Annotated in this window: 15 protein-coding genes and 1 riboswitch; of the genes, 14 read left to right on the forward strand and 1 reads right to left on the reverse strand. The window is 28.1% G+C overall.

All coding sequences use genetic code 11. The features are described 5' to 3' along the window. The 5 genes from JWF52_RS11905 to JWF52_RS11925 all read left to right on the forward strand — a co-directional run. Nucleotides 1-1,543, forward strand: a 1,543-nt coding sequence (locus tag JWF52_RS11905) for an LTA synthase family protein (protein ID WP_208333783.1), incomplete at its 5' end; no start/stop codon positions are given. A gap of 163 nt (nt 1,544-1,706) precedes the next feature. Beyond that, nucleotides 1,707-2,585, forward strand: a complete 879-nt coding sequence (locus JWF52_RS11910) for an FUSC family protein (RefSeq protein ID WP_208333784.1) — start codon at nt 1,707-1,709, stop codon at nt 2,583-2,585. A 372-nt stretch (nt 2,586-2,957) separates the two neighbouring features. Continuing rightward, nucleotides 2,958-5,273, forward strand: coding sequence for a cell wall-binding repeat-containing protein (locus JWF52_RS11915; RefSeq protein WP_208333785.1), 2,316 nt, complete (start codon nt 2,958-2,960; stop codon nt 5,271-5,273). 375 nt (nt 5,274-5,648) lie between these two features. Further along, nucleotides 5,649-7,055: a YfcC family protein gene (locus JWF52_RS11920; protein ID WP_208333786.1), complete on the forward strand. Its 1,407-nt coding sequence runs from the start codon at nt 5,649-5,651 to the stop codon at nt 7,053-7,055. 164 nt (nt 7,056-7,219) lie between these two features. Beyond that, nucleotides 7,220-8,605, forward strand: a complete 1,386-nt coding sequence (locus tag JWF52_RS11925) for a cell wall-binding repeat-containing protein (RefSeq protein ID WP_208333787.1) — start codon at nt 7,220-7,222, stop codon at nt 8,603-8,605. 127 nt (nt 8,606-8,732) lie between these two features. Here the strand turns inward: JWF52_RS11925 and JWF52_RS11930 are convergent, their stop codons facing one another. Then, complete coding sequence (locus tag JWF52_RS11930) at nt 8,733-9,149, reverse strand: YrvL family regulatory protein (protein WP_208333788.1); 417 nt, start codon at nt 9,147-9,149, stop codon at nt 8,733-8,735. A 294-nt stretch (nt 9,150-9,443) separates the two neighbouring features. Between JWF52_RS11930 and JWF52_RS11935 the strand changes: the two genes are divergently transcribed. From JWF52_RS11935 to JWF52_RS19695, 9 genes are all read left to right on the forward strand, one after another. Beyond that, nucleotides 9,444-10,754, forward strand: a complete 1,311-nt coding sequence (locus tag JWF52_RS11935) for a nucleotide sugar dehydrogenase (RefSeq protein WP_208333789.1) — start codon at nt 9,444-9,446, stop codon at nt 10,752-10,754. Nucleotides 10,755-10,765: 11 nt separating this feature from the next. Further along, nucleotides 10,766-11,890: a glycosyltransferase family 4 protein gene (locus JWF52_RS11940; protein WP_208333790.1), complete on the forward strand. Its 1,125-nt coding sequence runs from the start codon at nt 10,766-10,768 to the stop codon at nt 11,888-11,890. Between the two features lie 4 nt (nt 11,891-11,894). After that, nucleotides 11,895-13,100, forward strand: a complete 1,206-nt coding sequence (locus tag JWF52_RS11945; protein ID WP_208333791.1) for a glycosyltransferase — start codon at nt 11,895-11,897, stop codon at nt 13,098-13,100. Then, nucleotides 13,093-14,376, forward strand: a complete 1,284-nt coding sequence (gene murJ, locus JWF52_RS11950; RefSeq protein WP_502711256.1) for a murein biosynthesis integral membrane protein MurJ — start codon at nt 13,093-13,095, stop codon at nt 14,374-14,376. Before JWF52_RS11945 ends, murJ begins: the two co-directional genes overlap by 8 nt. Before the next feature lie 62 nt (nt 14,377-14,438). Then, nucleotides 14,439-14,630: a hypothetical protein gene (locus JWF52_RS19875; RefSeq protein WP_502711257.1), complete on the forward strand. Its 192-nt coding sequence runs from the start codon at nt 14,439-14,441 to the stop codon at nt 14,628-14,630. A 201-nt stretch (nt 14,631-14,831) separates the two neighbouring features. Then, nucleotides 14,832-17,174 carry a preprotein translocase subunit SecA gene (gene secA / locus JWF52_RS11955; protein WP_208333792.1) on the forward strand — a complete coding sequence of 781 codons (2,343 nt, stop codon included), beginning with the start codon at nt 14,832-14,834 and terminating at the stop codon, nt 17,172-17,174. A 343-nt stretch (nt 17,175-17,517) separates the two neighbouring features. Then, entirely contained in the window at nt 17,518-19,734 is a 2,217-nt protein-coding gene (locus tag JWF52_RS11960; protein WP_208333793.1) for a cell wall-binding repeat-containing protein, read from the forward strand. 123 nt (nt 19,735-19,857) lie between these two features. After that, entirely contained in the window at nt 19,858-22,080 is a 2,223-nt protein-coding gene (locus JWF52_RS11965; RefSeq protein ID WP_208333794.1) for a cell wall-binding repeat-containing protein, read from the forward strand. 159 nt (nt 22,081-22,239) lie between these two features. Beyond that, on the forward strand, nt 22,240-24,459 hold the full coding sequence (locus JWF52_RS19695) for a cell wall-binding repeat-containing protein (protein ID WP_208333795.1): 2,220 nt from the start codon (nt 22,240-22,242) through the stop codon (nt 24,457-24,459). A gap of 391 nt (nt 24,460-24,850) precedes the next feature. Further along, a riboswitch (cyclic di-GMP riboswitch) is annotated at nt 24,851-24,934 on the forward strand. The last annotated feature ends 23 nt before the right edge of the window (nt 24,935-24,957 follow it).

Consider the following 24,957-nt stretch of genomic DNA (forward strand, 5'->3'; position numbering starts at 1 on the left):
AAAAACTCTAAAAAGATCAATCAGTTATACAAACATAATGATAGCTATATTATTAATAGGTGTATACTCTGTAAAACTAAACGATCTTACTGAAAGAAAAATAATAAGTCCACTAAGATGGGACTTAAAAGAATCATATAAACATAATGGTTTTATGTATTCACTACTAGACTCATACTTTGGATATAATAGAAAAAGACCAGAGGATTGCGATAAAGCATCAATAGAAAATATAAAAAATGAAGTAAATGCAATACAAGCATCAAATATTAATACTTCAGCAAAAAAAGATAATAAACCAAATATAATATTTATTCAGTTGGAATCATTTATGGATCCAACAGTAATAAAAGAAGTTAAATATAGTGAAGATCCAATACCTAACTTTAGAAAAATATCTAAAGAAAATAAAAGTGGATATATTAATGTTCCAGTAGTAGGTGGTGGAACAGCTAGAACAGAGTTTGAAATACTAACAGGTAATAACTTTGACTACCTGATACCAGGTGAAATACCATATGATAGTTTTGTAAAGAAAAAGAAAGTAAACTCAATAGCAACAACACTTAAAAATCAAGGATATGGTGCACATATAATGCATAACTTTCAAGGAAACTTCTATAATAGAAACCTTGCATTTAAAAACCTAGGATTTGATACATTTACATCAATGGAATATATGCAAAACCTAGAAGAAACTCCATTAGGTTGGAGAAAAGATATGGTGCTGGCAGACTATATAGAAAAAGCACTTAATAAAACAGAAGAAAGTGATGTAGTATATGCAATAAGTGTAGAAGGACACGGAGGATATCCTGATTATGACAGAGGAGAAGACCTTCCAATAAAAGTAGAAACTACTTTATCTGAAAAAGATAAGTATCAACTATATAGCTATGTAAACTTAATAAAAGGAACTGACGATTTTGTAGGCAAGGTAATAGAAAATGTAGATAAAAGAGAAGAAGATACAATAGTAGTATTTTTCTCAGACCATTTACCAAAGCTAAATATACTATCAAGTGATGATACTTATATAGATAGATATGAAGCACTGTATGCAATATATAGCAACTTTGAAATTGATAAGAAAAAACAAAATTTAGAAGCTTATCAAATGAGTACATTAATGCTAGGATTAGCAGGAGTTGAATATGGACCAATAGAAAGTATACATGCTAAAGCTGGTAATAAGGAAAACTATCAAGAAGAATTAGAGTTGGTTCAATATGATATGTTATTTGGGAAACAATTCTATTTAAGTGATAAGGATAAGCCTAAAGAGAACAATATGAAAATGGGACTTGATGATATAGTAGTAGAAAAGGTAATTAAAGATAAAGATACTATGATTGTAAAAGGTAAGAATTTTACAAGTTGTAGTCATGTATATGTAAATGGTAAAAAAGTAGAGACTACATGGATAGATGAAAATACTTTAAAAATAGATAAAATAGATAAAGCTAAAAGTTTAGAAGTTAAGCAATTAGGTAAGTATGAAGGAGTACTTAGTTCTTCAAATAAAGTAATTATTAACAAATAAATTGCTTTGTTAATAGTATAATCCCCTTATAGTAGACACGTAAAAGAAAGTATCGTATACTGATGCTAAATATTACTACTATAAGGGTATTTTTTATAAATAAAAGCATAATAAATACAGTAGTGGAATAAGGAGTTATATGAGATTTTAAAAGGAGTAAGTTATGAAAAAAGTAGGTATGAGAACTATTAAAACCGGTATCGGAGTAGTAATATCGTCGATACTTGGATTCATAGCAACTGGTAATTCACTAAACCCATCTATAGCATGCATTATATCAGTACAAGATTCTGTAAGTGGGTCTTTAGAAGTAGGTAAAAATAGAATGTATGGAACTGTCTTAGGAGGTATAATAGGATATCTATTTATATTCTATTATCCTGGGAATTCATTTTTATCAGGATTAGGAGTAATATTAACTATTTATTTATGTAATTTACTTAACCTTAATAGTGGAGCGTCAATAGCTGCAATTACATTCTTATCTGTTCAAATAGGATTTACTGTTTCAGAAGATGCTCTTTCATATTCTATAAATAAAGTATTTGAAAATGCAATAGGTGTTGTAGTTGGAATAGCAACTAACTATTTACTAGCTAGACCGAATCATTCTATTAGTATTTATTCAAATTTTAAGCAAGTAGAAAATAACATAAATAAATTCTTAAAATTTAAATTGATTGAAAGTAAATCTAAATTTGAACCTGATTTTTTAGAAGATAAAATAAGCGAAATAGAAGAAGTGCATAGAAAATTATTAAAAGAAGCTGATTATAGTAGGCAAGAGGCTGATTTAGTTAAAATTGAAGAGGGAATAAATACTTGTAAGACATTATACTCTCATATACAATCTATAGAACTATTAAGTAAAAAGGTTTATTTAAATAATGAAAATTATGAAGTAGTAAAAAAGTTATATAAGAAAGATAAAATAAAACTAAGTCAAGACGAGGACAATAGTCCAGTGTTTAATTATCACTTGAAAGAGATTATAAAAGGAAGAGAAGAACTTAGGCAAATATTAAAAGATTCAATTAAATAAAAAATCCTTAGTTAAAAACTAAGGATTTTTTTATGTGAGAAATACGTCAAAAGGATGTTTTTAACGTACAAACAAATTATATCATAATTCGACAAAATGTAAATATAAAAACATATAAATAAAATAATTACTTTAATTATGAAAACATAATTCGACAAAAATATACAAAAAAACAAATATTATAACATAATATGTAAGAAAAAGTCAATAAAAGTCGAACGAAAAATGAATAAAATTATTGAAAAGTTATTGAAAATAAATTTCTCATATACTATTATGAATTTGTGAGAAATACGAAAATTAATATTGTGAGAAATATTATACATAAATAAATAAGGGATGCAATTTATAATATTTGGGAGGAACGAAAACATGATGAAAAAGAAAAACATGGCTATAGCTATGGCAGCTATTACAGTTGCAACTACAGCAGCTCCAGCATTTGCTGCTAGTGCAGAAAATACTCATACAGTATCAGCTGATTCTTCAGCTAAAGTTGTATCAAAGGTTAGAGAATTATTAAGAGTTAAATATACAGAAGGGAAGAAAAAAGATAAAGCTGTATATACAATAACTGCAACATATACTAAAAAACCAGCTTCTAAAGCTGAACTTGTTGCATCAGGATCAGAAATAACTTTATCTTCACAACTTCAAGATATAATAGACAATGCAACTAACATTGTTGTTAATATAAAAGACAATGGACATAAAGTAAGTGGAGATAAAATAACAGATCAAGGAATAAATACTTATGCAGATGCTCAAGCAGTTAATGATTTAGCAGGAGCTTTAGCAACAAAGACAACATTAGGAGAAGATGATAAGGTAGCAGCTAAGTTTAATGCTAATACATCAAAAACAACTGTTGAAATAGGTACTAAAATAGAAACTGGTGATAAAAAACCTATCAAATCTGTAAAGTTTGATGTTAAAGTAGGAGATTCTAAGTTATTAGGTGGACAAAATGGAGATCTTAGAATAGATGTAAAAGATCAAAAAGATAGTGATAAATTTACAGTTACATCATACTTAAAAACTTATACAGATATGGTTGCTAAAATAGCTGAAGAACAAGGTAAAGTAGACGCATTAGCAAAGAAAAAAGATGCTCAAGAGTTAATGACGAGAGTTGAAAATATATTAAACCCAGTAGTAAAAGCGGATATAAATACATTAGATTTAACTAATGAAGAAATAGCAATGTTTAATAAAGATATAAACGGAGCAGGTGGAGTAAAAGAATTATTAACAGCTGCTAGAGATGCTGTTGATAAAACTGATAATGTTGCTGATGATGCAGCTAATATAGTTAATACAAAAAAAGCTTTAAATGATTTATTACAAACAAAGCTTGGAGCAAACACAGATGCATTCCATATATTTAAAGTAGTTGCAGGAGTTCAAGCATTAAATAAAATAGATGGATTAGCTGTAGAAGGAACAACAACATTATCTCCAATAGAATACACAGTTAATATATCAGACAAAAATATAGACACAGTTAAAGCTGAAGAATTATTCGATGGATTAATGTTAACTAAAGAAGGAAATGAATTATTAGATACATTAAAGCATGGAATTACAAAAGATAAAGTTGATTATAAAGTAACTATGCCAGAAGGTAAATCAGAAATAAACAAAGTTGAAAATGGATATGAATTAACTATGACATTTAAAGCTGAAGATAAGAAAGCAGCAGAAAAAGCATATGTTCCAGCTCAACCATTTGAATTTATTGTAAAAGTTACTAACAAGGATAGAGCTACATTAGTTAAAATAGCAGATATATTCACAACAGATAAAGATGGAAAAGTTGCAGGACCAAAAGCAATGGAATTATCTGGATTAAATAGATTTGAAACTGCTGCTAAGATAAGTGCAGAAAACTTTGATGCAGCTAATTCAGTAGTATTAGTTAACGGACGTTCAATAGTAGATGGACTAGCATCTGCACCATTAGCTAAATTAGTAAATGCTCCTGTATTATTAACAGAAGGTAATACTTTACACAAAGAAGCTGCTAATCAAATAAAGAGATTATTAGTAGATAAAACTACAGTATCTGAGTTAAAGAACAAGACTGTTTACGTAGTAGGTGGAAAGTCAGTAGTTTCAGAAGACGTAGTTAAAGAATTAGAAGCTTTCGGTGTTAAAGTTGAAAGATTAGGTGGAGATAACAGAGAACAAACTTCTTTAGTAGTAGCTGAAAAAATGGAGAAATTATCTAAGAAGTCAATAGATACTACTTTCGTAGTAGGTGGAAAAGGTGAAGCTGATGCTATGAGTATAGCTGCACATGCATCTAAAGTAGGAGCTCCAATAGTAGTAACTTCTAACAATGGTACTTTAGCTAAAGATACTATGAAGTTCTTAGATGAAAAAGAAATAGAAATAGTTGGTGGAGAATCAGTAGTTTCTAAATCATTAGAATCTGACTTAAAAGCTATAGATACTAACGAAAAAATAAGAAGAACTGAAGGTAAAAATAGACAAGAAACTAATGCTAATGTTATAAAGACTTTCTACAAGTCAAGTGAAATAAACACAGTATACGTGTCTAAAGATGGTAGCCATGCTGAAGAAGCTAAGAAAAACAGCGAATTAGCTGATGCTATAGCTATAGCTCCAGTTGCAGCTCAAAATGGACCAATAGTACTAGCTACTAAAGCATTAACTGATGATTAAACAGAATCATTAGAATTAAGAACTAGTGAAAACCAAAAACTAGTTAAAGTTGGAGCTGGAATGAATGATACTATAATAACTAAAGTTGCTAAAATATTAGGTTTAGTTAAGTAATTAAATATAAATAGTGTCTAAATGAAGACTATAAAGAGTGTAGAATATTTCTACACTCTTTTTTATATGCTTTAAACAATACTGATTAATATATACTCCTATATTTTTCTATAATTTGCACATATTAAACTTATAGATACTAATTATGCTATAAAAAATAATTAAAAACATCACAAAATTAGTAAATATTACAAAAATATTTAAAATTTGAAATATTTGTGATATAAGTATACTAGCAAATTTAGGAAAATGGAGGACAGCATGGAAAAACAAAACAATAAAAAAAGCTTTACACTCCCAACAGCATATAGCATATTGCTACTAATAACAATTTTAATAGCAATAGCGACGCAATTTCTACCAGACGTAAAGCCAGCAACGTTATCAGACATAGTAATGTCACCTATAAATGGCCTAAAAGATGCAATAGACATATCTTTATATGTACTCTTAATGGGTGGATTTTTAGGAGTTGTAAACAAAACAGGAGCATTAGATGCTGGTATAGGTTCAATTGTAAAAAAGCTTAATGGAAAAGAACTTCTATTAATACCTATACTTATGATAGTCTTCTCATTAGGTGGTACAAGCTACGGAATGAGTGAAGAAACTTTAGCATTTTACGCACTAATTACTGCAACAATGATGGCAGCAGGATTTGATTCATTAACAGCAGTAGCTACAATATTACTTGGAGCAGGTACTGGGGTACTTGGTTCTACAGTAAATCCATTTTTAATATCAACTAGTATAGATTCTCTAAAGACTTCAGGAATTGTTGTAAATCAAGCTGTAGTTATAGGTATTGGAGTTGCTTTATGGTTATCATCATTATTTATATCTATGTTCTTTGTAGTTAGATATGCTAAGAAAGTTAAAAATAATAAAGCATCATCTATATTATCAAATAGAGAATATGAAGAAGCTGAAAAAATGTTTATGGACAATAAAGAAGATACATTAGAATTTACTCCAAGAAGAAGACTTGTATTATGGTTATTTGGATTATCTTTTGTAGTTATGATATTTGGAGTTATACCATGGGAAAGATTCGGAATAGAAATATTTAAAAATACAGATATATTAACAGGAAGTCCTCTTGGTAGTTGGTGGTTTTCTGAGCTTGCTGTTTGGTTTACTATAATGGCTATTATAATTGGTATTGTATATGGACTTAAAGAAAAAGAAATAGTATCTGGAATTTTAGAAGGTGCATCTGAAATGGTTGGTGTAGCACTTATAATTGGTATATCAAGAGGTGTATCTGTTATAATGTCAAATACAGGTCTTGATGCGTATGTACTAAATCATGCATCTCAAACTTTAAGCGGTATGTCACCGATACTATTTACTAATATGGCATTTTTAATATATATTGCCTTAGCATTTTTAATTCCTTCAACTTCAGGATTAGCTAGTTTATCTATACCAATATTTGGACCATTAGCTAAGAGTTTAGGGTTCTCTCCTGAAATAGTTATATCTATATTAAGTGCAGGTAGTGGTTTGGTAAATTTAATAACTCCAACATCAGGTGTTATTATGGGAGGACTTACCATTGCTAAGGTAGAGTATAGTACTTGGGTAAAATTTGTAACTAAAATAGCAGTATGTATATTTGTATCATCAGCTATAATACTTTCAGTAGGTATGATGTTTTTAAAATAATATAAAATAGAGTAAAAAGACTTGGTAAAATGACTAAGTCTTTTTTTGTGAGAAAAAAGTCGAAAAATAAAGAAAATTGTTGAAAAAATATTTTATATATAATAATATTAATTTGTGAAATATATAAGAAAAATTTTATTAAATAGTTAGGAAGGTAACGAATCATGTTAAATAAAAAGAATATAGCAATGACAATTGCAGCTTTTACAGTTGCGACTTCAGTTACACCAGTTTTTGCTGAAGGTATTAAATTATACGGAAGAACAATAAGCTCGGGGGTTGAGAATGAGTTTAAAGCTTCTGATTTATATAATCCAAAAGTAGCTACATTTACAGGATATGGTAATGAACTAATTAAATTTATAAATAGATATGATACAGTTGAGAATGGTCTTAATAGAACAGAAATTGATATGTCTGCTGATGGTTTAAGCTTAACTATTAAATTTTCAAGTGAAGAATCTAAATCAGATACAACTTTAGTAGTGAAAGGATCAGAATCAGAAATAGAGACATTAGGTAAAATATTAACTGGTGTTACAGGTATTAGAATAGGTTCACTACGATCAGATTTTCCAGAAATATTCACTTTAGCTGGTATGAATAGAAGAGAGACTGCTATAGAGGTAAGTAATCTAATTTTTAGAACTTTTGATAAAGATGCTAAAGCTAAAAATGTTGTATTAGTATCTGATTATGCTATAGCTGATGGATTAACGGCTACTCCATTTGCTAATGCTATAAACGCTCCTGTATTATTGACTGATAAAAATGGTATATCTAAAGAAGTTATGGATGAAATCGAGAGGGTCATGGATAATGATGGTACAGTTTACTTAGTTGGAGGAGAAAGTGTATTATCTAAAAATATAGAAGAACAGTTAGATGCTAAGTCTATAAGTAATGAAAGAATAGCTGGTGCTAATAGACAAGAAACTTCTTTAAAAATAGCTAAAAAAATAGCTAATTATAACACAATAGATAGAGTATTTGTTACAGGAGGCCATGCTGAAGCTGATGCTATGTCTGTAGCAGGAGTTGCAGCACAAGATGGAGATTATGATATTGATGGAAGTCAAGTAGACCCAATAATATTAGCTGGCAACAATGGTTTAACTGATGCTCAGACTGAATGGATAAAGTCTGAAAATGCACAAGATGCTGTTATAGTTGGAGGAGAATCTAAAGTTTCTTTAAATGTAGAAGAACAATTAAAAGATGCACTAACTGGAGAATTTAAGAGAATAGCAGGTCAAAGAAGACAAGAAACTAATGCTAAGGTTATAAAAGAATTCTACGGAGAAACAAAGATGAGTCCACGTTCTATATTTGTTGCAAAGTCTGATGATAAAGGGTTAGTAGATGCATTATCAGCGGGGGTTATTGCTGCTATAGATGAATCACCAATAGTGTTGGCTACAGATCAATTACATATAACTCAAGAGGAAGCATTAAATTCAATTAATCATAAATTTATTCCTAGTAAAGTACAAATTGGATACGGAGTAAATTCTAAAGTCTGGGAATCAATAAAAAAAATAATTAAATAGTATGTTAAATATATAGTAGAAATAGTAGAGAACTTGTTCATAAATTTGGAATTAGTGAGATGCATTTAAAAAGTATTATTAAAGAAAGTTAAAATAAAAAGGCAGTATAAGTTTATACTGTCTTTTATTAATCTCTTGATTTTTTATCTAAGAAAAATCCGAATAAACAAAATATTGCTGAAAATAAAAATGCTGTTAATATGGAACAAGAAATATCGTCCATAGTATATTCTAATATTCCGATTACTAGCATATTTAAAGGTACATCTATAGTAAAATAAAGTGCATTATGTTGAGCATTTGTAAGCCCTTTTACATCTTGTAAAACTCTAAAAAAGCATTCTATTACTAAATCTAATGGTAGACCTACAATAACATATATAATAAAAAATTTAGCTAGTGATGCTAAGCTTTCATATTCAAATCCTAATAATGATAGAAGTATCCCTCCAAAGATAAATGTTAATACAAATATTATTGCTAGAAATATAAATCCAACGAAAATTATACCTAAAATGTCTTCTGTCTTTTTAAAGCTTCCCATAAAATTCCTCCCATACGGAACTATTATATAATATATTTATAGGAATTTAAATGAGAGAAATAAAAATGGATGATAAATTTATCAGCCATTTTTAATCCTGACAGATTTTTAGTTATTACTAAATCCATTTTAAATACCCCATTTTGATAATATATAAGCTTTTCTAGTGCTTATACTTATATAGTATTAGATAAGTTAAATCTACAGTTTTCAACTAATTTCTAAAGAAATATTCTAATTTATTTGTACAGTGGTATAATATATAAATAGAACATAAAGCGTTGGAGGAGTAACATGAATTTATATAATGATATATTAAAAAGAGATGAAAAAATTTCAGTAGTTGGCCTAGGTTACGTTGGTATACCACTAGCTGTTGAATTTGCAAAGTATGCTAATGTGATAGGATTTGATATAAATGAAGAAAAGGTTAATTCATATATAAATGGTATTGATGTGACTAAAGAAGTTGGAGATGAAGCATTAAAAAATACGACTGTTGAATTTACAAGTGATGAGTCTAAATTAAGGGAAGCTAAGTTTCATATAGTAGCTGTTCCAACTCCTATAAATAGTGATAAGACTCCAGATTTAAAGCCAGTTATAGGAGCAACTGAAACTGTAGCTAGAAATCTTACAAAGGGATCTGTAATAGTATACGAATCAACAGTTTATCCAGGTACAACTGAAGATATATGTATTCCAATACTTGAAAAAATATCAGGTTTAAAATATGGACAAGACTTTAAGATAGGATACTCTCCAGAGAGAATAAATCCAGGAGATAAAGTAAATAGATTAACTACAATAGTAAAGATAGTTTCAGGTTGTGATGATGAAACTTTAGATACAGTAGCAAAAGTTTATGAAATAATTATAGAAGCTGGCGTATATAGAGCTGAAAGTATAAAAGTTGCTGAAGCTGCTAAGGTTATAGAGAACTCTCAAAGAGATATAAATATAGCTTTTATGAATGAGCTAGCAATGGTATTTAACAAAATGGATATTGATACTAAGGCTGTTCTTAAAGCTGCTGGGACAAAGTGGAATTTCTTAAACTTTACTCCAGGTTTAGTTGGAGGACATTGTATAGGAGTTGACCCATATTACTTTATATATAAAGCACAAGAATTAGGGTACCACTCTCAAATAATATTAGCAGGAAGAAAAATAAATGATGGTATGGCAAAGTATGTAGCTGAAAATACTATCAAAAGCCTTATAAAAGCTGAAAAACAAATAAAAGGTGCGAAGGTTGCTATAATGGGACTAACTTTTAAAGAAAACTGTCCAGATACTAGAAATACAAAGGTTATAGATATAATAGAAGAATTAAAAGAATACGGAATAGAAATCTTAGTATATGATCCTGTAGCTGATGAAAAAGAAGCATTTGAACATTATGGTATAGAGCTTAATTCTAAAGAAGAATTAAAAGATGTAGATGCAGTAGTCACTGCTGTTGCTCATAGTAAGCTTAAAAGCATTACTTTAGATGATATAGAGTCTATGTTTACTGAGGGAAGTAAAGTATTAATAGATATAAAAGGAATGTATGATAAAAAAGAAGCTCAAAACAGAGGATTAATATACTGGAGATTATAGTGAGGTAAAATATGAAAGTATTACATGTATGTTCCTATTATATAACTTCTAAGTTATATAGAAATTTAGTAGAGAATTTAGAAGGATTGGGAATTAAACAAGATGTTTATATACCAGTTAATTCTGATGATTTAGTTAATAAATTTAGTGGAACTAATAGTGATGAGACAAAATATATTTACTCTAAATGTTTTAACAAAATTGATAGAGTAAGCTTTAGATTAAAAAATAAGAAAATATATAATGATATACAAAATAAAATAGATTTAGATAGTATAGATATATCACATGCCCATTCTTTATTTGTAAATGGATATGTTTCGTATAAATTAAAGAAGGAAAAAAATATTGATTATATAGTTGCAGTAAGAAATACTGATGTTAATACGTTTTTTAAGAAGATGCCACATTTAAGAAAAATAGGTGTAAAAATTCTTGAAAATGCTAAACAAGTTATCTTTATTTCATCAAGATATAAAGATCATGTAATTGATACATATATTCCAGATCAACTAAAAAAATCTATAGAAGAAAAATCAGTAGTAATTCCAAATGGTATAGATAAGTTTTGGTTTGATAATCTAAATATGAAATCTAAACCTATAAATAAAGATGATATAAAGTTAATATATGTAGGAAAATTAGATAAAAATAAAAATTTAGATACATCTATGAAAGTTGTCAAAAAGCTAAATGAATTAGGGCATAAAGCTACTTTAGATATAGTGGGAAATGGGCCGGAGTTAGATAGAATAAAAGAAGCATCAAATAATGAATACAAAGATATGATTAAGCTACATGGATTTATGAATAAAGAAGAAATAATAAATTTATATAGAAATAGTGATATATTCATAATGCCTTCAAAGTATGAGACTTTTGGTCTTGTTTATATAGAAGCTATAAGTCAGGGATTGCCTGTTATATATACAAGAAATCAAGGATTTGATGGATATTTCAAAGAGGGTGAAGTAGGTTTTAGTGTTAAGTACGATGATGTAGATGAGATAGTTGAAAAAGTTAAAGCTATAATAGATTCTAAAATTAACTTAGAAAACTTAGAAGATGAAATAAGACAGTCATTTGTATGGGAAAATATTGCTAAAACGTACTATGAAATATATTCGGGAAGGTAAATTTATGAAGGTTTTATATTTAGTAAATATGAATGAAAATAATAGAAAAGGATTATTTACTGCAACCCATGAAAAACTAAAAGAAATTGTAAAAAGTGATGAAGTAAAAGATTACGAAATCTACTGCATACAGTTTGTAGATGCAGGTTTTATGAAGTTACTAAAAAAACTTAAAAATAGAGCAATAAGAACTATGGGAGCAGATGAATTTATTTATGAAGGTTTAATATATAAAAAGATTTATATAAAGGTAGGAGTATTAAATAAGTTTATTGAAAAAGTTAATTTAGATAAGTTTAATTACGTACCAATGATTATGAGAAATAAAAATGATATTAAAAAATACGACTTAGTAAGTGCTCACTGGGGTTATCCTCATGGTAGAATAGCTTATTTTATAAATAAGCTATTTAATAAGCCATATATAGTAACTTATCATGGTAGTGATGTGCATACTATGCCAGTTAAAAATCCTCATATAAAAAATCAAGTATTAGAAGTAATGAATAATGCCTATAAAAATATATTTGTAAGTAATAAACTATACTTAGATGCAAAAAAACTTGGATATGAAAAAGAAAACTACATTATAACTAAAAATGGAGTAAATACAGATAAATTCTATCCAATAGATAGAAAAGAAAAAGATATTATAAAAGAAAAATTAAATTTAAAGAGGACTGTAATAGGTTTTGTTGGGAATTTAAACAAAATTAAAAGAGCAGATAAGTTAATAGAAATATTTGAAAATATAAGAAATAGTAAAAATGAGTTAGATATAAGCTTTTTAGTAGTAGGTGATGGGGAGTTAAAGTCATCTATGATGAATAAATCTAAAGAAAAAAATATAGATGTTGTTTTTACTGGAAATGCTAGTGTAGATGAAGTTAGAAACTATATGAATGTAATGAATATTATGGTGACTCCAAGTAGAAATGAAGGATTTGGTTTAGTTATAGTAGAGGCAAATGCTTGTGGAACCCGAGTTGTAGCTAGTAATGTAGGTGGAATTTGTGAAGCTATAGAAAGTGAAGAATATCTTGTAGATGATGGAGAAAATTTTGAGATAAGATTTGCTCAAAAAGTATGTAATACTTTAGATGAGGATTATATTAAAGCTAAATTAGTAGAATCTGTTGTAAATAATTTCTCTTGGGAAAATATTGCAAAGGATGAAACTGACATCTACAAGGGAGGATTACATGAGTAAAGTAGCTAAAGCAACAATTGGACTTATGGTAGTTACAATGCTATCTAAATGTCTAGGATTTGGCAGGGAGTTGGTTCTAGGTGCTACTTATGGAGCAACTTCTTATAGTGATGTTTATATAACTGCTATGAATATACCTATAACTTTATTTTCAGTAATAGGGACAGGCCTTGCAACAACTTTTATACCTTTGTATTATGAAAATAGAATATTAGGTGGAGAAGAAAAAGGAATAAAGTTTATTAATAATACGTTAAATATAGTCTTAGCATTAGGAAGTTTAATGGCAATACTTGGAATGATATTTACTGAACCATTAGTTAAATTATTTGCAATTGGATTTGAAGCAGAACAATTTAGGCTAGCAGTGGAGTTTACTAGAATAATGATGTTTGGTGGATTATTCTTAGCTATTACAAAAATTATGACTTCATATCTTCAAATAAAAGAAGATTTTATTATACCAGGTCTTGTCGGTATACCTTTTAATATAATAATTATAGCGTCCATAATAATAAGTATAAAAACTAATATATATGTGTTAGCAATAGGTACTCTACTAGCTATGGCTAGTCAATTTCTATTCCAAATACCTTTTGCATCTAAAAAAGGATATAAATATAAACCTATACTTAATTTAAAAGATGAGTATGTTAAAAAGATGATATGGCTAGTAGGTCCAGTATTTATTGGAGTGTTTGTTAATCAGATGAATGCTGTAGTAGATAGAACTCTAGCATCAACATTAGTAGAAGGTAGCATATCTGCACTTAACTATGCAAATAGATTAAATGGATTTGTCATGGGATTATTTATAGCAACTTTAGGGGCTGTTATATATCCTATGCTTTCTAAATTATCATCACAAAAAGATAATGAAAAGTTTACAGAGTCAGTGGTAAGTAGTGTAAATAGTGTTGTTTTATTAGTAGTTCCTATATCTGTGGGAGCGATGGTTCTTTCAACGCCTATTGTTAAGCTTTTATTTGAAAGAGGAGCATTTGACGAAAGAGCGACTGCTATGACTTCAATAGCTCTTGTATTTTATTCAATAGGTATGGTTGCATTTGGTCTTAGAGATATATTAGGTAAAGTATTTTATTCACTTCAAGATACAAAAACTCCTATGATAAATGGAGCAATTGCAATGATTATGAATATAGTACTTAACTTAATAATAGTAAAATTTATGGGGCATGCAGGACTTGCTTTTGCAACAAGTATATCAGCACTTATATGTACTTTCTTATTATTTAATAGCTTAAAAAAAGAATAGGTTATTTTGGACAAGATAAAATAATTAAGTCTACTATTAAGTCCCTTATTGCATCAATTATTATGGGATTAGCTGCATTAATAACTAATAAAATTCTGGTTTATTTATTAGGAGTAGGTTTTGTATCTAATGTAGTAAGCCTATTTGGAGCAATATTTGTTGGAATAATAGTGTATGCAATACTAGTTGTAATATTAAAGGTTGAGGAAGTAAAAATAATAACTGATTTAATAAGAAAAAGGTTAAAAAGATAAAAAATTAAAAAGCATCATTCGTACAAGTACGAATGATGCTTTTTGTGTGAGAAATACTTAAAAAAGAGATGTTTTCTATTTTAAGTACTTTTAATTGTACCCTATATTGCAAAAAATGTCTACTAAAAATCGAAAATGGGACAATTATTCCTATAATTAATGTATAATATAAACTGTAGTATATTTAAGGAGGAGTAAGATATGTCAGTTTTAGACAAAATAATTAACAAAGCAGATGAAGCCGAGATAAAAATATTAAATAAAGTAGTAGATGCTATTGATGATAAAGAAGCTAAAATTCAAAGTCTTAATGATGATGAATTAAAAAATATGACAAATACATTTAAAGAAAGATTAAACAAAGGGGAAACTTTAGATGATATTTTAGTAGAAGCTTTTGCAGTAGTAAGAGAAGCATGTAGAAGAGTACTAGGTATGAGACAATACAGAGTACAACTTATAGGTGGAATCGTATTGCATCAAGGAAAAATAGCTGAGATGAGAACTGGTGAAGGTAAAACACTAGTGGCAGTAGCTCCTGTTTATTTAAATGCTTTATCAGAAAAAGGTGTACACGTTGTAACAGTAAATGATTACTTAGCAAAACGTGATAAAGAAATAATGCAACCAGTATATGAATTCTTAGGAATGTCTGTAGGAGTTATAATACATGGCCAAGATCCAATTGAGAGAAAAGCACAATATGACTGTGACATAATATATGGAACTAACAATGAATATGGATTTGATTATCTAAGAGATAATATGGTAACTAGAAATGAAGATAAAGTTCAAAGAGAATTAAACTTTGCAATAGTAGATGAGGTTGACTCTATACTTATAGATGAAGCTAGAACACCTCTTATAATATCTGGTACTGGAGAAGAGAGTACTAAATTATATGATATAGCAAATGCTTTTGTTGAAAGTTTAATCGAAGAAGATTATGAAATCGAAGAAAAAGATAATACAATAGCACTTACAGAAAGTGGACTTAAAAAAGCTGAAAGTTTCTTTGGAATCGATAATATAACTAATATAGAAAACATAGAAATATATCATCATATAAATCAAGCTTTAAGAGCTAATAAATTAATGGAAAAAGATGTAGACTATGTAGTAAAAAATAATGAAATAATGATAGTAGATGAATTTACAGGAAGAATAATGGATGGAAGAAGATACTCAGATGGTCTTCATCAAGCAATAGAAGCTAAAGAAAGAGTTGAGATTAAAAGAGAATCAAAAACTTTAGCTACAGTAACTTTCCAAAATTTCTTTAGAATGTATAAGAAATTATCAGGAATGACTGGTACTGCTAAAACTGAAGAAGCAGAGTTTCAATCTACGTATAATATAAATGTTGTTACAATACCAACTAATAAGCCAATTTTAAGAGCAGATTTAAATGATTTAGTATTTAGAACTGAAAAAGAAAAGTATGAAGCAGTTGTAAATGAAATAGCAAAGATACATGCTACTAAGCAACCTGTACTTGTAGGAACAGTTTCTATTGATAAGTCTGAATATTTATCAGGTTTATTAAGTAAAAAAGGTATAAAGCATGAAGTATTAAATGCTAAAAATCACTCAAGCGAAGCAGATATAGTTAAAAAAGCCGGTAAATTAGGAGCTGTAACAATAGCTACTAATATGGCTGGTCGTGGTACTGATATATCTTTAGGTGATGGAGACCTTGTTGAAGAAGATGAGGTAAAAGAACTTGGTGGATTATATGTAATAGGTACTGAAAAACATGAGACAAGAAGAATCGATAATCAGCTAAGAGGACGTTCTGGACGTCAAGGTGACCCAGGAACATCAAGATTCTTTGTAAGCTTAGAAGATGAAGTTATAAAACTTTATGGTGGAAATAGTACAGAAAAGATTGCTAAGAAAATTAAAGCAGAATATGGACAACCATTAGAAAGTAAAAATCTACTAAAAGCTGTTGAAAGAGCACAAAGAGGAATAGAAGGACGTAACTTTGAAATAAGAAAGAATGTAATAAAATACGATGATACAATAAATGAACAAAGAAAAGTTATCTATGCAGAAAGAAATAAAGTTTTAGATGATGAAAGTGTTGAAGATGAAATACAAAACATGGTTAGAAAAGTTATAGAAGAAACTGCAAATAGGTATTTAGTTAAGCAAAAGGATTACTATGGATATCTAAAGAGTTTATATAGTACTTTCATGCCAGAGAATACTTTATTAATACCAGATATGGATAAAAAAAGTGTGGAAGAAATTATAGAATACACTTATGACTTATCAAAGAGAGTATATGATTTCAAAAAAATTGTAGTAGGTATGGATGAACTTAAAACATTAGAAAAGAAAGTATTATTAGAAGTAGTAGATACTCATTGGATAGATCATATAGATGCTATGGATCAACTAAGACAATGCATAGGTCTTGCTGCTATAGGCCAAAAAGATCCAGTTAAAGAATATACTATCCAAGGATATGATATGTTTGAAGAATTAAATGATACTATAAGAAAAGAAACAGTTAAGTATCTATATAAATTTAGCTAAAGCAATTCGCCAACGTGTTGCTCAAAGCAATTTAGGAAAGCAAAAGGCCTCGGACAAAGTCCAAGGCCTTTTAATGTGAGAAATACGGAATAAGAGATGTTAGAAATTTCTTAATTCCTTAATTTGATTATACTATAAGCATATGAAAAAGTCGAGTGGATGTAGAACACAAAAATGAAAAAAATTACAAGTTTGTAACCGTTATGAAAGTCAAAATATTAATGGAAAATAAAATTATAAGTCAATAAATATAAATATATGATGAATTAAGTCGAATAATTATATTTAGGAAAATATAATTAAAAATGAGTTGCAACAATTGGCTCAGATTGGGGGAATTGACATGAAAAAGAAAGCTATGTCTATAATGTTAGCACTATTTATAAGTTCATCTACCATATATGCCAGTGCAGCAAGTGGTAGATACATTATAATAAATAATGAATCAACAGATACAAGAAATTATCAAAGAACAGGACCAATAAATGAAATTGAGTATGCAAATGAAAAATATGGTAGCTTAGATGAAATCCATCCTATAGATAAAGTTATACCATTTGATAATACTAATGCACCTCTTGCTACTCCTAATGATGCATCAAAACATATGCTTAGAAGTATGTCTACTTCAGGAAGTAGTAAATCATTTAATGTTACTAATTTTAAAACGGGAAGTGACTATAAGATAACTGCAAATTTAAAGTACTCAGGAGACAAAGTTGATGTATGGGTACACGATAATAGCATTACAGAAAAAGAAGCAACAAGTATAGGTGAGGAGTTTGAAAATAATATTTATAATACTATTAGAAATAATTTTGGGAATGAAAGTGATGTAGATAAAAATTCAAAAGTAAGTATACTTTGCTACGATATAATAGATAATTTTGATACTACTAATTCTTATACACAAGGATACTTTAGCCCCAAAGACCTATATAATGTAGAAAACTCTAATAACGGAGAAATGTTTTATATAGATACATATCCATCTATGGGCACAGGCGGTGTAAAAGATATTTCTGAGGTATACCCAGTTTTAGCACATGAGTTTCAACATATGGTAAATTATAATGAAAATGTGTTAAAAGAAGGCGGAAAAGATATGGATGTTTGGATGAATGAAGGTTTATCATTAGCAGCAGAACAAATATATCTAAAAGAACCGAGATTAAATAGAATAAACTATTATAATAGATCAAGATCAATAGCTAAGGGGCATTCATTATTATATTGGGATTATAGTGGAGATACACTAGCTAACTATTCATTATCATATTTATTTATGGAGTACTTAAAAATACAAGCAGGTCAAGGTAACTCTATATATAAAGAAATAATAGATAATCCAGAGAATAACTATAAAGCAATAGAATCTGTTATAAAAAAATACATAGACCCAAATATGACTTTTGGAAAATTTATGACAAACTTTAGAGTAGCGCTAGTACTAAATGAAAGTACAGGTAAATATGGATTTAAAGGGGAAGATGGATTTGATCAAATAATACCTCGTATATATGCTGGAAGTGGAGCAGACTTAAGAGGAGGAGGTTCTATCGTACTAGATGCTTCTGAAGGTAAAAACTTAGAAGTAGCTAATTTTAGAGGTAGTAACTTATCTTATGTGGATACTGGTAATATGAGAGAAATTCAACTTAAAAGAATAATAGGAAATAATAGATACGATACAGCAGCAAAAATTAGCCAAGAAACTTTTAAAGATAGAGCAGACTCAGTAGTTTTAGTAAATGGAAGTAGCTATTCTGATGGACTTTCATCAGGACCATTAGCATCACTAACTAATTCTTCTACCTTACTAACTCGTGAAGATAGACTACCAAATGAAACAAAAAATGAATTATTAAGATTAAAACCATCTAAAGTTTATATAATAGGTGGAGAAAATGCTATAAAAGATAGCGTAATAAATGAAATATCTAATACTACAAAAATATCTAAATCCAATATAGTAAGAATAGCTGGAAGTAATAGAGAAGACACTTCAATTCAAATAGCTAGATATATGCAAAATATAGGAAGTGTAAATCAATTATATTTAGTTAATGGATATAACGGTGAAGCCGATGCAATGAGTATATTATCAAAGGCAAGTAAAGATAAACAACCTATAATAATAACTAATGGTAATAAATTAAAAGATGAAAATCTAAAATGGATAAACAATGTAGGAACTAAAGATATTTATACAATAGGTGGAGATTTAGTTATGTCACCAAGTTTTATAAGTAATGTGGGAAAAGTAGTGGGTACAAATCTAGAAGCAAATAGAATATATGGTGCAAATAGACAAGAGACCAATGCAAAAATATTTAATAAGTTCTATAAAAATGTAGATACAGTAATAGTAACTAGATCAGATGAACTTATAGATGCACTATCAGTAGGAGTTTTAGCAGGTATGAAAAATGCACCTATAGTTATAGGAACAAATAGATTAACGGAATCTCAAATAAAATATATTAAAGAAAGTAGTTATAAAAATATAATAGAAGTAGGTGGAAATATAAATCCAAGTGTAATTTCATCTATAAGATAATTTTAAAATAGAATCTTAGAGTCCATAACTTTAAAACATGTGTCACATATGGTCGAGTAATCATAGGATAAATGAGAACTAAAAATGACTAGTTCGTTAATGTGCATAAATGGAGGGGTTAAATTGAAAAAAATAGCTATATCCATAATGTTAGTTATGGCTCTAAGTACTTCTATGATATATGCTAATACAAATAACCAAAGTAGATATATCATAATAAATAACGAATCAACAGATCCAAGAAATTATCAAAGTACTGGTCCGGTAAATGAAATCAATTATTCAAAAGATGAATATGGTGGCTTAGATGGTATGCATCCGATAGATAAAGTTATACCATTTGATAATACTAATGCACCTCTTGTCACTCCTGATAAAATATTAGAATCTAAATCGTCTAATAACATGTCTATAGTAGGGGATACTAAAGAATTTAATGTAACCAATTTTAAAAACAATAATGAATATAAAATAAGTGCGAATTTAGAATACTCTGGATATAAAGTTAATGTATGGGTATATAAAGATAGTATTACCAAAGAAGAAGCGACAAGTATTGGTAAAGAATTTGAAAAGAATATTTATAACCTTGTCAGAAATAACTTTGGAAATGAAAGTGATGTAGATGGTGATTCAAAAATAAACATACTTTGTTACGATATAATAGATAACTTTGAAGCAACTGGTGCATATACTCAAGGATATTTTAGTCCAAAGGATTTGTATAATGTAAAAAACTCTAATAAATGTGAAATGTTTTATATAGATACTTATCCATCTATGGGTATGGGAAGTAAAAAAGATGTTTCTGAGGTATATTCAGTTTTAGCTCATGAATTTCAACATATGGTTAATTATAACGAGAATGTATTAAAAGAAAATGGACAAGACATGGATGTTTGGATGAATGAAGGTTTATCATTAGCAGCAGAACAGATATACCTAAAAGAACCAATATTAAATAGAATAGATTATTATAACACATCAAAAGCAATAGTTAATGGTCACTCATTATTATACTGGGATTATAATGGTGACACATTAGCTAATTATTCATTATCATACTTATTTATGGAATATTTAAGAATACAGGCAAATCATGGAAATTCTATATATAAAGAAATAATAGAAAATCCTCAAAATAATTACAAAGCAATAGAATCAGTTATACAAAAATATATTGACCCAAATATTCAATTTGGAAAATTTATGACAAACTTTAGAGTGGCTTTAGCAATTAATGAATCAACTGGTAAATATGGATTTAAAGGGGAAGATGGATTTAATCAAATAATACCTCGTATATATGCTGGAAGAGAAACAGATTTAAGAGGTGGAGGCTCTATAGTATTAGATGCTTCTAAAGGTAGAAACCTGGAAGTAGATAATTTCATAGGTAGTGACTTAGCTTATGTTGACACTGGTAATATGTCAGATATTCAACTTAAAAGGATAATAGGAAATAATAGATATGATACAGCAGCAAAAATTAGCCAAGAAACATTTAAAGATAGATCGAATTCGGTAGTTTTAGTAAATGGAAGTAGCTACTCTGATGGTCTTTCATCAGGGCCATTAGCATCATTAACTAATTCTTCTATGCTACTAACTAGTGAAGATAGATTACCGAATGAAACAAAAAATGAGCTGTTAAGATTAAAGCCATCTAAGGTTTATATAATAGGTGGAGAAAATGCTATAAAAGATAGCGTCATAAATGAAATATCTAATATTACTAAAATATCTAAATCAAATATAGTAAGAGTAGCAGGAAATAATAGAGAAGATACTTCAATTCAAGTAGCTAGATATATGCAAAATATTAGTGATGTAAATACTCTATATTTAGTTAATGGATATAAAGGTGAAGCCGATGCCATGAGTATATTATCAAAGGCAAGTAAAGATAGACAACCTATAATAATAACTAATGGTAATAAGTTAAAAGATGAAAATTTAAAATGGATAAAAAATATAGGAACTAAAAATATTTATGTAATAGGTGGAGATTTAGTTATGTCTCCAAGTTTTATAAATAATGTTGGAAAAGTAGTAGGTACAAATTTAGAACAAAATAGAATATACGGTGCAAATAGACAAGAAACTAATGCTAAGGTATTTAATAAATTCTATAAAAATGTAGATACAGTAATAATAACTAAATCAGATGAGCTTATAGATGCATTATCAGTAGGGGTTTTAGCAGGTATTAAAAATGCACCTATAGTTATAGGAACAAATAGAATAACGGAATCCCAAATTAAGGCTATTAAAGAAAGTGGTTATAAAAATGTAATAGAAGTGGGTGGAAATATAAACCCAAAGGTGATATCATCTATAAGATAATTTAAAATAGAGATATCTAAAACAAACATAGAATCCTAGAAGTCATAATATTAAAATATTCCTCTTAGGATAGGTTCATAAAATGTCGAACAATCATAATATGCATTAGAACCTAAAATAAATGGCTAGACTAAAAGTGGCCAAGATGGAGGAATTGAAGTGAAAAAAATCGTCATATCTATAATATTAATTATGGCTCTAGGTTCTTCTATGATTTATGCTAGTACAAGCAGTGAAGATAGATACATTATAATAAATAACGAATCAACGAATATAGAAAAACTGCAAAATACAGGGATAATAAATGAAAATGACTATGCAGGTGAAGAAGATGGAGACCTAGATGGAATGCACCCTATAGACACTGTGATACCATTTGATGAATCCAATTCATCTCTTATTACTCCTGATAAAATACCATTAAATAAATCTAAATCTATGTCTACGGTAGAAGATACTAAAGAATTTAATGTAACCAATTTTAGAAATGGAAGTGAATATAAAATAACTGCAAACTTAGAGTATGCAGGATATAAAGTCAACGTATGGGTATATAAAGATAGCATTACTAGAGACGAAGCAATAAGTATAGGTAAAGAGTTTGAAAATAATATTTATAACACTATAAGAAATAACTTTGGATACGAAAGCGATGTAGATAATGACTCAAAGATAAATATACTTTGCTACGATATAGGAGATAACTTTGCAGAAACTAATGTATATACACAAGGATATTTTAGTCCAAAAGATTTATATGATGTAGAAAATTCTAATCATTGTGAAATGTTTTATATTGATACTTATCCAGCTATGGGTACAGGTAATAAAAAAGACCTTTCAAAAATATATCCAGTTTTAGCTCATGAATTTCAACATATGGTAAATTATAATGAAAATGTATTAAAAAGAAATAAACAAGATATGGAAACTTGGCTAGATGAAGGTTTATCATTGGCAGCGGAACAAGTTTATCTAAAAAAGCCAAGAGAAAATAGAATAAATTATTATAACAAATCAAAATCAATAGCCAATGGTCATTCATTATTATACTGGGATTATAATGGAGATACAGTATCAAATTATGCATTATCCTATTTATTCATGGAATATCTAAGAATACAAGTAGGACAAGGAGATTATATATATAAAGAAATATTAAATAGCCCACAAAGTAATTATAAATCTGTAGAATCAATTATTCAAAAATATATTGATCCCAATATGACATTTGGAGAGTTTATGACAAACTTTAGAGTAGCTTTAGTGTTGAATGAACCAAGTGGAAAATATGGATTTAAAAATGAAGATGGATTTAATGATATAGTACCAAGAATATATGCTGGTAAAGGAACAGATTTAAGAGGTGGAGGTTGTGTAGTACTACATCCTTCAATCGATAAAGATATAAAAATACCTGAAAATAAAGGCCAAGATATAGCTTATGTTGATACTAGTAATATTGGAAATATACCAGTTAAAAAAATAATAGGAACTAATCGATATGATACAGCGGCAAAAATTAGCCAAGAAGCATTTCAAAATAAAACAGATTCAGTAGTTTTAGTCAATGGAAGTAGCTATTCTGATGGACTTTCATCAGGGCCATTATCGTCAGTAACCAATTCTTCAACTTTACTAACTCGTAAAGATAAATTACCAAATGAGACAAAAAATGAACTAAAAAGATTAAAACCATCTAAAATTTATATAATAGGTGGACCTAATGCTATACAAGAAAGTGTGGTAAATGAAATATCAAATACTACAAATATATCTAAAGAAAATATAGTAAGAATAGCTGGAGATAATAGAGAAGAAACTTCACTACAAATAGCTAAGTATATACAAAATATAAGTGATATAAAGAGTTTATATTTAGTTAATGGATATAAAGGTGAAGCAGATGCTATGAGTATATTATCAAAAGCTTGTAAAAATAAACAACCTATAGTTATAACTAATGGAAATAAGTTAAATGAAGAGATTACTAAATGGATAATTAATTTGGGAAAAAAAGATATCTATATAATAGGTGGAGATCAAGTTATGACGAGAAATATTATAAGTAGTTTAGAAAACATAGCTGGAAATAGTTTAGAAAGTAATAGAATATATGGAGCAAATAGACAAGAAACTAATGCAAAAGTAGTTGAAAAATTCCATAAGAATATAGATACTATAATAATAACTAAATCAGATGAGCTTATAGATGCATTGTCAGTAGGGAATTTAGCTAGTATGAAAAATGCACCTATAGTAATAGGAACTAATAAATTGACTGCATCTCAGATTAAAGCTATTAAACAAAGTGGATATAAAAACATAATAGAAGTAGGTGGAAATATAAACTCAAATGTAATATCACCTATAAGATGATTTAAAAATATAATGTGAAATTTATTAACTCAAGCAAATAGGTATTCCATTTGCTTGAGTTATTTTTGACTTGAAATTATTATAGAATAAAAATAAAAAATAAGTTAAAACGTAAATTTTATAAAATTAATTAAATAAAAATAGTAAAATTAGAAAGCTAACTAAAAAAGTAAATAAAATACGACAAAATTAGAAGTTTTTTCGAATTTAAACTTTGTTACAGTGATGAAAATTTAATTGAGAATTTATCATTGTAATAATAAATAAAAACCTACATAGATATGTCGTAAAAAATAGAATAAATTAGATTGAAAAGAAAAATGTTAAAATATAAAATCATAATATAATAAAATAAATTTGAAATGAAATAAAGATGTTTTATATTATAAAAATAAAATTTAGGAACTGAGAAGTATAATCTGTATGTGGTCACTTGGGTTATATGGAGTTAGTAGTGAAACAGACTAATTTAAATAAAAAATATAGATATCTATATTT

This window comes from Clostridium sp. CCUG 7971, from assembly GCF_017590215.1.
Taxonomy (GTDB): domain Bacteria; phylum Bacillota; class Clostridia; order Peptostreptococcales; family Peptostreptococcaceae; genus Faecalimicrobium.